The 15228-nt window shown below is 43.6% G+C and carries 10 protein-coding genes, 1 tRNA gene and 1 pseudogene; 11 read left to right on the top strand and 1 reads right to left on the bottom strand.

From position 1 onward, the window contains the following. Window positions 1-43: 43 nt before the first annotated feature. The 9 genes and pseudogenes from BCU12_RS04010 to pheT all read left to right on the top strand — a co-directional run bounded on the left by BCU12_RS04010 (window position 44) and on the right by pheT (window position 12700). Window positions 44-119, top strand: a tRNA-Gly gene (locus tag BCU12_RS04010). Between the two features lie 90 nt (window positions 120-209). After that, window positions 210-401: pseudogene (locus BCU12_RS04015) on the top strand (transposase); the annotation flags it as partial. A gap of 508 nt (window positions 402-909) precedes the next feature. Continuing rightward, the gene (locus BCU12_RS04020; protein WP_102403095.1) at window positions 910-2982 is read left to right on the top strand and encodes a hypothetical protein; all 2073 of its coding nucleotides are present in this window, start codon (window positions 910-912) and stop codon (window positions 2980-2982) included. A 268-nt stretch (window positions 2983-3250) separates the two neighbouring features. After that, complete coding sequence (locus BCU12_RS04025) at window positions 3251-4039, top strand: TetR/AcrR family transcriptional regulator (protein WP_102403096.1); 789 nt, start codon at window positions 3251-3253, stop codon at window positions 4037-4039. A gap of 192 nt (window positions 4040-4231) precedes the next feature. Beyond that, on the top strand, window positions 4232-6610 hold the full coding sequence (locus tag BCU12_RS04030; RefSeq protein ID WP_102403097.1) for an MMPL family transporter: 2379 nt from the start codon (window positions 4232-4234) through the stop codon (window positions 6608-6610). Window positions 6611-6830: 220 nt separating this feature from the next. Continuing rightward, window positions 6831-7580 carry an outer membrane lipoprotein-sorting protein gene (locus BCU12_RS04035; RefSeq protein WP_102403104.1) on the top strand — a complete coding sequence of 250 codons (750 nt, stop codon included), beginning with the start codon at window positions 6831-6833 and terminating at the stop codon, window positions 7578-7580. 7 nt (window positions 7581-7587) lie between these two features. After that, entirely contained in the window at window positions 7588-8814 is a 1227-nt protein-coding gene (locus tag BCU12_RS04040) for a hypothetical protein (RefSeq protein ID WP_102403098.1), read from the top strand. 496 nt (window positions 8815-9310) lie between these two features. Then, window positions 9311-10294 (top strand): phenylalanine--tRNA ligase subunit alpha, encoded by a 984-nt coding sequence (pheS, locus tag BCU12_RS04045; RefSeq protein WP_102403099.1) that lies wholly within the window; start codon window positions 9311-9313, stop codon window positions 10292-10294. Between the two features lie 18 nt (window positions 10295-10312). Beyond that, entirely contained in the window at window positions 10313-12700 is a 2388-nt protein-coding gene (pheT, locus tag BCU12_RS04050) for a phenylalanine--tRNA ligase subunit beta (RefSeq protein ID WP_102403100.1), read from the top strand. A gap of 199 nt (window positions 12701-12899) precedes the next feature. Here the strand turns inward: pheT and BCU12_RS04055 are convergent, their stop codons facing one another. Next, the gene (locus tag BCU12_RS04055; protein ID WP_102403101.1) at window positions 12900-13997 is read right to left on the bottom strand and encodes a Fic family protein; all 1098 of its coding nucleotides are present in this window, start codon (window positions 13995-13997) and stop codon (window positions 12900-12902) included. A 451-nt stretch (window positions 13998-14448) separates the two neighbouring features. Between BCU12_RS04055 and BCU12_RS04060 the strand changes: the two genes are divergently transcribed. Next, window positions 14449-14787, top strand: coding sequence for a cytosolic protein (locus BCU12_RS04060; protein WP_102403102.1), 339 nt, complete (start codon window positions 14449-14451; stop codon window positions 14785-14787). 129 nt (window positions 14788-14916) lie between these two features. Then, window positions 14917-15168 carry a hypothetical protein gene (locus BCU12_RS04065; RefSeq protein ID WP_102403103.1) on the top strand — a complete coding sequence of 84 codons (252 nt, stop codon included), beginning with the start codon at window positions 14917-14919 and terminating at the stop codon, window positions 15166-15168. The last annotated feature ends 60 nt before the right edge of the window (window positions 15169-15228 follow it).

A 15228-nucleotide genomic window follows, 5' to 3' on the forward strand; every position in this document is an offset into this window, starting at 1 on the left:
ACCATCTATTAAGTCTATCTAGCTTCTAAGAAGTGATAGCAACGCGATACTAGCTCAGTTGGTAGAGCGCAACCTTGCCAAGGTTGAGGTCATCGGTTCGAACCCGATGTATCGCTCCAAAATTAAACAAAAAGCCCTAACAGAAATGTTAGGGCTTTTTGTTTTCCAGTGTCCCGTCCTGAAATGTGTTGAGACATTGAGGACGAATGATGAACACATCACATAAACCCTACCTTAAGCGCACCCAGCGTGATTACATACGAGGCTTTAAATTACAGGTTGTTGATGCCGTAGAAAAAGGCGATATGACGTATAAACAGGTCCAAGCCATTTATGGTCTGCAAGCTCGTTCAACCGTTCTAACCTGGTTAAGAAAGCACGGTAAGATGGATTGGACGAAAAACCCAAGAAAGAAGCCTGAATTAAATGGAGTAAAATCCAAAAGGTGCCCTTTAATGTGAGAATAGTGATCTAATCTAAAACTTGCATGCTCTATGCCTGTTGGCTCATTTTCATTATTCATACAGCGTTAAGGATAGAAAAATCATTGCGAATACTGAAAAAAGGAATTTCGGATCAAATAATATTAGAAGCATATTATTTGACGGAGGGGAGAAGATAATTACAAAAATTCAAGTTGAGTTCGGGGCTACCTTCATTGTTTAACTCAACAGTCACTTTATACCTGAGTGGTTCTAAGGCATTTCTAATGCTCTATTCGCAAGACTGATCAATTTATCAGGGAATGAAGACTTAAGCTGATGTAAATCCACTGATTTTAATGTTAATGCGTTATTGTGTGTATCATATTTGTGATTCTTGTTCCAAAATCCCGCGCAATTCAAAGCTTGCAATATCAAAGCGAGCCTTGTTTTTCAACTGGTGCAATACGAGTAAGGGATAACAATAATGAAAACAAACATAATGGTATGTGCTGCGTTAATCTCAGCTGCATTCCAAATTAACGCAAGTGAGCCATCCTCTGGACCTTTTATCTATGGGTACCAAGGGTCTGATGTCCAAGAGGACTGGGGGGTCATCGAAGGGTTGGAGTTTGATGAAAAATCAGAGTTGTATCCCGATGTTCTGCCAGATTATATTAAAGATCTTTACACTGAAGATAATAAGATAAGCTTTGACATCCGTTGGACGTTTGCTTCTGTCTATAGTATGTACACTGACGAATGGCTAGCCTATCCAAATACAGATACTGTGCATGGGCGACAAGAAGCACTCTATGATATTAATAATAACGTTGCATGCAAAGCCGAGTTTGAGGCGACAGATGCAACTGATTATACAACCGAAGAAGTAGACGGTAAGGTAGCAAATTTAGAATTAGAATCTTGCCTTAATGATGGTGAACTAAAAAACTACCGTATGCGTAGCTACATACCTACCGTACCTGGCGCGACTTACGCATTTGAGTTTAAATATCGCCAGGTAAAGCCAGTTGAAGATGTGTCTGACAATCGTGGAACCTGTCAGCAGTACCAACCTTATTATTCTCCTTATGGTTACGGCCGATATACCAATTTGTATAACTTCTTTTCGGGTCTTAATCGTCATTGGTATTCTCATAACTGGCAAAAACCGTGGTGTCACATTGGTGCACAATCGACTTCTACCACAATCAATGACAGCGTCTTAACTGGAAAAGTTGACTTTTCTGGGTATGGGCGTGATTTCTACCGCCTAAACAAAGATAACCTTACGGTGATGGCCGATGGTTTTGTGTGGCCAGGTTCCTCATATTTAGATTGGGGTTTTGTGAATAGAAGCTATGCAGGCCTGGGTGTTCGAAGCAGAGCGAGCAATGGCTTTTACCTAGCTAATGAAGTGGACTATCGATTTGCTGGCCAAATTGGCGTTTCAGAAAAATTAATATTTACATTACAAGAGAGCTTTTCTTACCAAGCCGAAATCGAGTTTTCTAAGTTTTATTCAAATGAAAATGAAACTGGTGTTGCTGAGTTTTATCGCAATGGAAGCCTAGTATCGAGTCAAGTGTTTGCATCCAATAGTGCAGGAGGTCAATACACGAAACTATTTGAGGTTATAGAGAATGGCTTTGATAAGATTGTAATTAAGGCAGCAGATAATGGGACACCTTATTGGCGACAAGATAATAGTGACTTAACAGTTAAGGCGATAACTTTCTCTGACAAACCAATTGAAGAGCCTAGTTTGTTTGTCAATATTGGTTGGGATCTTTATTACTTATCGACAGAGAATCAACCTGAAGAACAGTTGGAACAAGAGTTTAAAACAGAAACCATCTTTGTTACAGCAGGTAAATTCTATACTCCTTTGACTATCCACAAGTCAGGCGTTAGTGGTAGTAATGAAGTATTACTTAGATCAATTGAGGTGTCTGAGTTTGCGAGTAACCCAAGACAAGAGCAGTGTGAAGAAATATTCCCAGATAAGGGTGATGCTCAAGCGTACTGTTTAACGGGCGAAGAGGACCCAAGTCTTTACGGATGCGATCTAAGCCAAGCTGTCATTGTTTGGAAAGAAGGCGATAGTGACTTTGAACATAGTGATCCAAGTCGTAGCACTCAAGAAAACATTTACTCACAGAGCAGTGATTCATTCTTATCATTGGGGCAAGCGGGTAGTGTTTCAGTGCGCATGCGTGAACAGGGCTACAGAGCAAGTTGTCCAATTTTTGGTAAAACATTATCGTTTAATGAGGCAGACTCAACCCCATACAATGAAGCTGGGTTGGTGAGAGTAGTCCTAACTCGCTGCGAGAATGAAGCACTTAACTCCGGGTATACGCTTCTTACCAATGATCTTGATGAAGGCGCAAAAATATTCAATTCAGAGCAGACTTTCTCACATACCTTTGGAGAAGGTTTTGAGGGATGTGCTGTATCCCATATCAAACTGCAAGATGCTATGAACGTTTACTGGAGTGGCGCAATTCTTCCTTATGATGGAGATGGTGTTGATATCAACGGGCTATCATTAAAATAGACAGTACTTGAAGTCATTATGAGATGTTTTAAGGAGGGGATCCCCCTCCTTTTTTTATGTCTGCAATTTGAGAATGAAAGCGCTGTATCTGTCTTATGATTGATAAAGTGAATATTAGTGGAAATAACTCTTGATTTGATCAATGAATATACTATTATGACGAAGCGTCAAAAATGACGATGCGTCATAAAAGGTGAAGTACACAGGATTTGCATTCGTGTTACAATTATAGAGTTTGGGAGTTTTAACGAGAACGGATTAGAATTGAATGTTTGGCTTTAGTTGCAGTAAAGATGATAAAAAAGATTCGCAGGGTTGTATTTTTGGCATGTCCAAAAAACAGCAGGCGATAGCTGATCGAGAAGTTGAGTTAACTATGTTAGCAAAAGCACTTGTTCAAGAACAAGGCTTTAGTAACCTAACAATGGACAAGATTACAGCAGCTAGCCCTTATTCTAAGGGGACGATTTACAATCACTTTTGCAGCAAAGAAGACGTTGTTTTAGCTCTATGTATCCATTCGTTAAAGACTGAAGCGTTATTGTTTGATCGTATTGGGGCGTTTGAAGGCAACACGAGGGAAAGAGTCATAGCAATGCATGTTGCGCTTAGGATTTATGCTCGCATGGAGCCAGTGTTATCAACGTGTGCAATTATGGCTAAGAGCCCTTGGGTTTTGGAAAAAGCGTCATCAGAACGTCTTGCTGAGTTAAACCAATTGGAAGAAGTGGTCATAGGCCAAGCTGATCAATTGACTAACCTAGCGGTCGAATCTGGTGATCTGAAGTTTTCTCCAGGTGTTGGTTCAGACGCGATAGTGTTTGCCAATTGGTCAGTAGCCTTTGGTTCCAACGCACTAACGCAAAATGCGTCAAACAGTCATTGTATCAGTCGCATACAAGACCCGTACTCTGTATTGCATAATGCAAATATGTTACTCGACGGCTTAGGGTGGAAACCCCTCTCTACTGAGTGGGATTACCGTAAAACCTGGCAACGAGTAGAAAGTGAATTGTACAGTGAAGAAGTGGCTTATTTAGAGTCAGTTGGCCGTTAAGAGACTTTGCTATGCATTAAACCCATGAAGATGGGTTTTTAATTGACCATTTATGACGAATCGTCAAAACAACCATTACTTAATCATGGTTTCTTTTGATGCGCTAGCGTTGCTATAGATCCAGACAATAAACCAGTATGAGCTGGTTTTTTAATAGCAATAGTTGACGAAACGTCACAAATGGAGACTGTGATGAAACCATCTACACCCCCACTCAATAATATTAATGCTTGGTTCACTATGCCCACAAGATTTACCTTCTGGGTCGTCATCACCACGCTTTCCCTTGTCGTCATGGCGACATTAGGCGCGAAAAACCTCTATTTCAGAGGTGACTACAATATTTTTTTCGATGGCACCAATAAACAATTATTGGCGTTTGATGAAATCCAAACCACTTTTGCGAAAACAGATAACTTAGCCATTGTTATAGCCCCAAAGGAAGGGGACATCTTTACTGAAGAGATGTTAACACTGGTTCAAAACCTCACCCAAGAAGCTTGGCAAGTCCCTTATTCCAGTCGTGTTGATTCACTTTCCAATTATCAGCATACCGAAGCCGATGAAGATGACTTGATTGTTGAAGACTTGGTCTATGATGGTAACCCGTTAACCCATGAAAGAATTCAAAAAATAAGACGAGTCGCGTTGACTGAACCCGCATTAGTTAACTCGGCGATTTCTTCGAAAGGAGATGTGACGGTTGTAAACATCACCGTTCAGCTTCCAGAAGTAGATAAAACACTGGAGTCTCAAGAGGTAATCGACAGCGTCAATCTAATCGTTGACCGTTTTCAAAATGAATACCCGAATGTAGAGTTCCATAAAGCGGGCATCATTGCGATGAATGATGCATTTATGCAGGCTGCTCAATCCGATAGTGCAACGCTTGTACCAGCAATGTTGTTGGTGATTCTAGTCTTTCTGACGTTTATGCTTCGCTCCTTCCTTAGCGTCGTCGCAACCCTAATAATAATTATTGGCTCAGTGATGGCCACTATGGGGCTCTCTGGTTGGGCTGGCATGTTCCTAAGTACTGCTACCGTAAATATTCCGACTCTGGTGATGACATTAGCGGTGGCAGATTGCGTTCACATCATTGCTACCATGCGCCATAACATGCAAAACGGGTACACAAAGCAGTACGCCATTGACCAAAGTGTTGCCGTCAACTTTATGCCAATTTTGATTACTTCTGTTACGACAGCGATAGGGTTCTTGATGATGAATATGTCGGATTCTCCGGTACTCAGAGATTTCGGTAACCTGGCTGCAGTAGGTGTCATGATCGCGTGCTTCCTTTCCATGACTCTGTTGCCGGCAATGCTTAAATGGTTGCCAATGAAGGTAAAAGAAGGCCAGAACACAGCATCAAATCGATTCATGGATGGGTTAGGTAACTTTGTCGTTAAGTATCGTAAAGGTTTACTGCCGATTTCAGTGGTTGTTATCGCGATTTCGGGCGCGCTGATTCCGTTGAACAATGTGAATGATGATTCGGTTAAGTACTTTGATACTAGAAGTGAATTTAGACGCGCTGCTGATTTCATGGAAGAACGTATCAGCGGTATGACAAACATCAGTATCGCGATTAAAACCAATGAATCACAGGGCATTGCAGATCCACAGTTTTTGCAGACGATTGGTGACTTTACTGATTGGTTAAGAGAACAGCCAGAAATAGATCATGTCGCATCGTTATCGGATGTCTACAAGCGTTTAAACAAGAACATGCACGCGGATGACAGTCGCTATTACCAGCTTCCTCTTGATAGAGAACTCGCAGCGCAATACTTGCTTCTTTACGAAATGTCACTGCCATACGGTCTTGACCTGAACAATCAGATTAACGTCGATAAGTCTTCAATAAAGATGACCTTGACGCTTGAAAACTTGGGCAGTGTCGGGCTAGTGGACATCGAAAGCCGCATCTACGAATGGTTCAGTATGAACGGACCACAGTATAACGTATTGGCTTCAAGCCCGTCGCTCATGTTTGCACACATAGGTGAAACCAACATGGCGAGCATGCTCTCTACCTTACCCATTACGCTTATCCTGATCTCGGGGTTGATGATCTTTGCATTACGCTCACTTCGCCTAGGCATCATTAGTATTGTGCCGAACATTGCTCCAGCCGCGATAGGCTTTGGTATATGGGCGCTAGTTTCTGGTGAAATCAACCTTGGTTTATCCGTCGTGGTGACCTTGACCTTAGGTATTGTCGTGGATGATGCGGTTCATTTCCTTTCTAAGTATCAGCGTGCTCGCAAGCAAGGGCAAAATGCGGAAGAAGCGGTTCGATATGCCTTTCACACAGTAGGTCGAGCACTTTGGATTACGACTGTCGTACTGGTCGCTGGTTTCTCTGTTCTGGCCATGTCGTCATTCCGACTGAACTCAGACATGGGAGCGTTGAGTGCAATGGTCGTGTTTATTGCGCTAGTGGTTGATTTCTTATTCCTACCAACTCTTCTAATGCTGTTCGATAAAAAAGAATACAAGCGAGAAGTCGGCCAACCGGAAACTCAAGAAATTTTTATCCCGAACAAACCCATTACAAACAGCTAAACGTTGAACGAAACACCCAATTGAATGCTAGCGAGCCTCTACGGAGTAAATATATTGAGAACCTCGCTAGCCATTGAAGTTATATCAGAAATCGAAGCTTCAGATACGGACTTTGATTCTCGTAAACAAGGAAAGAATGATGAACCTACAGCATAAAAATACGAACGGAAAACAACGAAATTCTACGCGCTGGGCTGCAACCGCAGCGTTATCTATCGTCATGTCACTGGGCGCGTCAATCCCCGTGATGGCGAGCCCAGAGAAGGGATTAGAGATAGCCACCGAGAGAAAAAACAGAGATGAAGGGTGGGGAGACTCTGTTTCAACCATGGAAATGCTACTTCAAAACGCGCAGGGTGAAAGCAGCACGCGGCTAATGCAGCTTAAATCTCTAGAGGTGCAAAATGACGGAGACAAAGGGCTGACGATTTTCGAAGAGCCTAGGGATGTAAAAGGTACGGCGTTCTTGAATCATTCGCATACCGTAGAAGCCGATGATCAATGGCTATATCTACCGGCATTAAAGCGTGTAAAGAGAATCTCATCACGTAATAAGTCAGGGCCATTTATGGGCAGTGAATTTGCTTATGAAGATCTTAGCTCATTTGAGCTAGAAAAATACACGTTCAACTATGTAAAAGACGAGGTTATATCAAGTGAAGAAGCGTTTGTCCTCGAACAGGTCCCAACAGATAGAAACTCTGGTTACACCAAGCAAGTCGTTTGGTTATCAAAGCAAGAGTATCGCCCTTTAAAGATCGAATTTTATGACCGCAAAGGAGCCTTGCTCAAAACGTTGACGTATACCGATTACAAACAGTACTTAGACCAATACTGGCGCGCACATACGATGTCGATGCAAAACCATCAAACAGGAAAAAGTACTCTCCTCACGACAAGTGAAATGAAGTTCCAAACGGGTTTGAATGACAGCGATTTCCAAAAGAACACGCTGAAACGTATAAGGTAGTCATTATATGAATGGACATCGTATTTCATTGAATCGACTTGGGGTGACACTCTCTTTACTAGCGAGTAGTACCGTTGCGTTACAAGGTCACGCTGAAGGGATTGGATCTCAAATTGAGCTCGCTGGGCAGGTCAACCTAGAGCATCGACAATTTGTTTCTGAAGGTGTTCAAGGTCAGGGAAAAGGTCAATCGTCCTTTGTCGCTGCCCCTGAGTTCTATTGGCAATCTCAAGAAGGGAATGGCAGTTTCAATTTTACACCTTTCTATCGCTTAGACAGCATGGACGACGAAAGAACGCATGGCGATATCCGAGAGGCCCTTTACCTCACTTATTGGGATGACTATGAGTTGCGTGTTGGCATTGGCAAAGTGTTCTGGGGTGTGACGGAGTCCAGTCACCTGGTGGATGTTGTAAACCAAACGGATGCGATTGAAGCACTCGATGGTGAAGATAAACTGGGGCAGCCCATGCTTCATTTTACCTCCATTAAGGCGTGGGGAACGCTCGACGGTATGGTTCTTCCATATTTTCGAGAGCGAACCTTTCCTGGTGTCGATGGCCGCTTGAGAACCACAATTCCAGTTTCAAATGATGCGTTATACGAGTCGTCTCGAGAAGAAAAGCATGTTGATTTAGCGGTTCGCTACAGTCAGATGCTTGGAGATTGGGATGTTGGATTAAGCTATTTTAATGGAACGAACCGGGATCCGTATTATCGGTTGGAAAGTCACCAAGGGGCGAAAACGTCATTGAAGGCCTATTATGCTCAAATGAGCCAAGTTGGCTTGGATGTTCAAGGCATTGTCGGAGATTGGCTGCTAAAGCTTGAATCCATCTATCGAGATAGCTTCGATAATCACACAGGATTAGTAACTGGCTTTGAATACACGATAGTTGGACCGTTTGATTCTTATTGGGATGTTGGCCTAATTGCTGAGTACCTGTATGACAGTCGAGGAAATAATGCACAAACACCCAATCAAAATGATGTGTTTGCTGGTGTCCGTTTCGCTTTGAACGATGAAGATGGCACTGAGGTACTAACGGGCGTCACGCAAGACTTGGATAATAGCGACGTATACAGCGCCAAAGTGGAAGCGTCGAGTCGATTAACCAACCAGTTAAAATGGCAAGCAGAGGCCTACTTGTTTGAAAACGAAACGCCGACGGATCTACTCTATTTCGCGAGAAAAGATGACTTTGTTGAGGTATCTTTGCAGTACTATTTTTAGCGCCGTTATTGGCTAGAAGTTGCTTTTTGGTATTGGAGTGAGGCGTGTTATGCGTTTCACTCCTTTTTATTTGTGCGCCATTTTTCACCTCCGTAGTTCACCGCTAACATGAACCACTTCGTGACTGTGCTTCATTCATCGTATGCAAGGCTCATCGCGAGCTTGGTTCATTGATTTTTTAGAGTTCGATTATGATGAGTCAGTTTGCATACGTCACAAGCAATCAAACCAAAGTTTGTGTTGGAATGACGAATCAAAGTTGATCAACTTTAAGGACTTAAAAGGGATTCCAAAAGCGTATTAGGGGTAATCCGACATCAATTGCGGATATTTTCTGCAATATACTGAGATATCGGGAATTCAGATTGGCTTTAGAAGTCGGTTTCGCTAATATGTACAGCTATTTGAAAATGCCCAAGAATCCCTTGCTGGGACCTTATGGAAACTACCACTTATGCGCTTCAAAAGAAGAAAGACATAGGTAGATGAGGAAATGATGCAACATCTAGAAGAGATTATCTCTAATGCAACCGCTGCGATTAACGCTGCTGATTCATTAGTCGTACTTGATGAAGTGCGAGTTCAGTATTTAGGTAAGAAGGGTGAATTGACTTCACAGCTTCAAAGCCTGGGTAAATTACCACCTGAAGAGCGTCGCACTGCTGGTCAAGAGATCAACAAAGCGAAAGGTGCTGTTCAACAAGCGATCGCAGCTCGCAAAGACGCACTTCAACGTGCAGAGCTTGAAGCGAAACTGGCGGAAGAAACGATCGATGTGAGCCTACCGGGTCGTCGCATTGAGAATGGCGGTCTTCACCCAGTAACGCGCACCATGGAAAGAATTGAAGAGTTCTTTGGTGAGTTAGGTTTCACTGTGGAATCGGGTCCTGAAATCGAAGATGCATTTCATAACTTTGATGCGTTGAACATCGCGGAAGATCACCCAGCTCGTACTGATCACGATACCTTCTTCTTCAATCCAGACCTTATGCTTCGTACGCACACTTCTGGTGTTCAGATTCGAACAATGGAAAATGGCAAACCACCATTCCGTTTCATTGCGCCTGGCCGTGTTTACCGTAACGATTACGATCAAACTCACACGCCAATGTTCCACCAAGTAGAAGGTATGCTTGTTGATGAGAACGTTAACTTCGCTCAGTTGAAAGGTGTGCTTTACGATTTTCTAACGAACTTCTTTGAAGAAGAGTTAGAAGTTCGCTTCCGTCCTTCATACTTCCCGTTTACAGAACCTTCAATGGAAGTGGATGTTAAACGTAAAGATGGAAAGTGGTTAGAGATCTTAGGTTGTGGCATGGTTCACCCTAACGTACTTCGCGCTGTGGGCATCGACGCTGAGAAATACTCTGGTTTTGCGTTTGGTATTGGTATCGAGCGTCTAGCGATGCTTCGTTACGGTGTTAACGACTTACGTTCGTTCTTTGAGAACGACTTACGTTTCCTAAAACAGTTCAAGTAATTCAAGGGTAGAGACACAATGAAATTCAGCGAATCATGGCTTCGTGAGTGGGTTAGCCCTTCAGTTACAACTGATGCATTAACGCACCAAATTACAATGGCTGGCCTAGAGGTAGACGATGTTTTACCTGTAGCTGGTGAATTCACCGGCGTTAAAGTCGGTAAAGTGGTTGAGTGCGGTCAGCACCCAGACGCAGACAAACTACAAGTAACCAAAATTGATATTGGCGAAGAAGAACTTTTAGACATCGTATGTGGTGCATCTAACTGTCGTCTTGGCCTAACGGTAGCAGTAGCAACCGTTGGCGCAGTACTGCCTGGTGACTTCAAAATCAAGAAAGCAAAACTACGTGGCGTTCCATCGCACGGCATGCTTTGTTCTTTCTCTGAGCTAGGTATCGACGTCGAATCAGACGGCATCCTTGAGCTGCCAGAAGGCACAACGCTAGGGTTGGACGTACGTGAGCTTCTTGAGCTTAACGACGTCACTATCGACGTAGACCTAACAGCAAACCGCGCAGACTGCTTCAGCATCCGTGGCCTTGCTCGTGAAGTTGGCGTTCTAAACCGCGCAGACGTGACAGAGCCAACAGTTGAAGCTGTTGCAACAAGCATTGAAGACACAGTATCTGTTGAAATCAAAGCAACTGATGCTTGTCCACGTTACCTTGGCCGTGTGGTTAAGAACGTAAACGTGAAAGCGGAATCGCCAATCTGGATGCAAGAAAAACTGCGCCGTTGTGGTATCCGTTCAATCGACCCAGTTGTAGACATCACAAACTACGTGATGCTAGAGCAAGGCCAACCAATGCACGCATTTGATCTCGCTAAGATCGAAGACGGTATCGTGGTTCGTCTAGCAGAGCAGGGCGAAAAGCTAACACTTCTAGATGGCAACGAAGCTGAACTAAACAGCAACACACTTGTTATCGCAGACCAAAACAAAGCACTCGCAATCGCTGGTATCTTTGGCGGTCAAGATTCAGGTGTTACTACTGAAACGACTGACGTACTTCTTGAAGCAGCATTCTTCGCACCGGATCACATCCGTGGTCGCGCACGTGCTTACGGCCTTCACACTGATTCTTCTCTACGTTTCGAACGTGGTGTTGATTCAATACTTCAAGCAGCAGCAATGGAGCGTGCAACACAGCTTCTAGTTGAAATCTGTGGTGGTGAAGTTGCTCCAGTAAACGGCAGCGAATCTGAAGCTGATCTACCAAAAGCAAACGTAGTTGCTCTACGTCGCTCTAAACTAGACAGCCTACTAGGTCACGAAATCCCATCTACTGATGTGGTTGAGAGCCTAACTCGTCTAGGTTGTACCGTTGAGACTACGGATACAGGTTGGACGGCAACGTCTCCATCTTGGCGTTTTGATATCGCAATCGAGCAAGACCTCATTGAAGAAGTCGGACGTATCTACGGTTACGATAACATTCCAAATCAAGCGCCTAAAGCGGCACTTAAAATGAATGATCACAAAGAAGCTAACCAACCGCTTAAGCGCGTTCGTGACCTTCTTGTAGACCGTGGCTACCACGAAGCCATCACATACAGCTTCGTAGAACCAGAACAACAAAAGCTTGTTGTACCTAGTGTTGAGCCGCTAATCCTGCCATTCCCAATCTCTGCGGACATGTCAGCAATGCGTCTTGGTCTAATCCAAGGTCTTCTAAACACCGTTGTTCACAACCAGAAGCGTCAACAGCCACGTGTTCGTCTATTCGAATCTGGCCTACGTTTCATCCCTGAAGCAACAGCTGAAAACGGCATGCGCCAGGAAATGATGCTTGCGGGCGTTATCTCTGGTACTCGTGGCGAAGAGCACTGGGACATTGCAACTAACACTGTCGATTTCTTCGACCTGAAAGGTGACTTAGAAGCAGTGCTAGAGCTAACGGCTAACGAAAAAGCGTACAGCTTCAAAGCGGCTAAGCACCCAGCACTTCATCCAGGTCAAACGGCGGCTATCGTAGTAGACGGTAAAGAGGTGGGTATCATTGGTACTGTTCACCCAGAACTAGAGCGTAAGTTTGGTCTTAACGGCCGTACTATCGTATTTGAAATCGAATGGGCAGCGATCAACACTCGCGTACTTCCAGAAGCCGTAGCCGTATCTAAGTTCCCTGCAAACCGTCGTGATATCGCGGTAGTTGTTGACGAAGCTGTAGCTTCAGGCGACATCGTAGAAGCGTGTATCGCAGCGGGTGGTGAATTCCTAACAGACGCTAAACTGTTCGACGTATACGTTGGTCAAGGCGTAGAAGAAGGTAAGAAGAGCCTAGCTATCGCACTTAGCCTACAGTCTGTAGAGCGCACACTTGAAGATGCAGACATCGCTGGTTCAGTAGATGCTATCGTCGCTTCAATCTCAGAGAAATTCGGCGCAGCACTTCGCGACTAATCTCTTCTGATAGATAGAAAAATCAAAGGCCTCGCATTGCGAGGCCTTTTTGTATTTAGGTCAAATAGGGAGTAGGGCGCTAACTCATTATTGGACACTTTCGAGCTAGAAAGTGCCACGGGTAAAAAATCAGCCTGTAAAGCCTCTGGACAATAACGAGATAATAGAGTTGAGAAGACTGACCGTTCATGCAGTGAGTCTATCTCTTTAATAAGTACCGAGTACTTCTACCTGATCCTGATTTCTCTAAACACCCTTGCTCCACAAGCGCCCTAAGATGGCGGGTGGCTGTCGGTTTGCTGACTTTTGCTACCTTGTGATATTGAGACGTTGTTACTCCTTCGATAAAGTCACCATCTAACAATCTATTTAGCACTTTTACTTGTTCATTGGTCAGCAGTGTTTGATCTACGTTTCGCCAGAAATTTGTTTTAAAAACAGTTTGGTCAATTTCTTTTAATGCCTCTCCAAACGTTTCATTTAGCGTCTCAAAGAACCAAACTAACCAATGGGTTATGTCTACCCCCCCTTTCTGAGTTCTCTCAAGTATTTCGTAGTAGCTTTTACGCTTCGCCAATATACTCACAGACATTGCGTAGAAGCGGACAGATTGCTCCTCTGCTTGTGCCAACGCTAAATCTGTCAATAAACGTGTTATGCGTCCATTACCATCATCCAGCGGGTGTATCGTCACAAACCACAGATGTGTTATCGCAGCGCGAACTAATGGGTCAAGTGAGGTGTCACCTTTTGAGCTGTTAAACCACTCAATAAATTGCTCTAATTCTTGATCTAAAACGTCGCGTCCTGGTGCTTCAAAATGGACCACGGGTTTATCTAACCGACCAGAGACAACTTGCATCGGTGTATCCCCCCTTAGTTGGCCACCAACGACAGGATTGAACATCGTATAACCTTCTGGAAATAGCCGTTCATGCCAAACTAAGATGCGCTCAAGGGTTAGTTTTGTATCTAAGTTATCCACGGCATCTAGCATTATTTCTGCGAGACCGTCTGTTTGCACAGTCGTTGGGAACGGTCGCTCTTCAGTCAGTCCTAGCTTACTCGCAAGTGACGAGCGCACAGAGAAAGCATTCAATTTTTCACCTTCAATAGCGCTTGAATGAACGATGTTGGCCAGTAGAGTATCGAGCATGCATTCTTTGTCATCTTGTGAATGGCTAAGCATTTTCCCTAATAAGATGCCTTGATTTAATCGAGTTCGCCTAATCAATGGCTCAACAGTAGCTTTGTCCCAACTGAAGTTAGGCCAATCGTTGTTTTTCCAGATCCACATAGGAGTTCCTTGATTCGTAACACAGCCATAATCAAATCACATTGTGATTCGTTTTCCACAAATAATCAAATCACAATATGATTTGATTAGATATATTAATCAGATCATATTATGCGCATTTTCCAAATTCGAATTAAAATTTGGCTCTAGAATGAACGATTGTCATTAGTGCTTGTAAAGGACTTAGATAACTGTTGCGATTAACCAAACTTGCCCACATACCTAGGGCTTTTGTCATGAGGAATAGTAAGTCAAATTTGAAACTAGATACGGCGTAGAAAATTTAACGTGAAACACTTTGGGGCAAAAACGTGTTTCAAGTTGGCCTAGTGAATGTTCGGGAACAACATAGATCTACCGTCTTTAGCAACCCAATTTCTACTACGTTCTGCCTCTGATAGTGATAGAATCTCCGCATCAGAATTATCGAGAAACTAGGTATTTATAAACAATGTTTATCCATCACGTGAACGGCATCGACTGGCTGGTGATTACCGCTTTTGAAGAACTGAAAACGATGTTTATCGAAGAAGCCGGTTCGATCCCATCTTGCTTCTCTACCACCAGTGAATTGAGCCTGATTGATCAAGCCAAGCGCACTTATGGATATTTGCCCACACTCAGCGGCGTCATCACCGATACTGGCACGTTTCAAAGCAAGACTAACGAAGAAGATTTGAACCCACAGCTTGCCTGCCTAGTTGAGGGGCGTGGTCGGGTGTTTATCTATCACGGAGGCTTGGTGGCTTTTGTGGATGACGATCACACATTTATTACCCGAATGGACTGAACATTATTCAGTAAGTTGAAATCGGCGTAAGAATGAACAGGGTCTCGCGTTTGCGAGGCTTAATTATATGGTCCGCCTCACTCTCAAGCCCTTAAGCTTAGAGTAGGCTCTCAGAATGAGGTGAACCATATGTCTTCTATTCATATTTTAGGTATCGACCTAGGTAAACATTGCTTCCATGCTATCGCACATAACCGTCGTGGAGTGGAGGTGCTTCGTCGTAAATTTAATCGCAACCAACTCTTAATCTTTCTTAGTAAAATAGAACCAACAACTATTGCTTTCGAAGCCTGTGGCGGTGCTCATTGGCTTGCTCTAAAGTGTGGTGAACTTGTCATCAACCCCGACTTATTCCTCCTCAGTATGTTAAGCCTAAAGTGACAAGGGTCAGGTCTTGCCTTTTGCCACCATTAGCTTGCGTATTCCAAAATCAGAATTCTA

The sequence above is a fragment of the Vibrio sp. 10N.261.55.A7 genome, from assembly GCF_002877365.1.
Classification (GTDB): domain Bacteria; phylum Pseudomonadota; class Gammaproteobacteria; order Enterobacterales; family Vibrionaceae; genus Vibrio.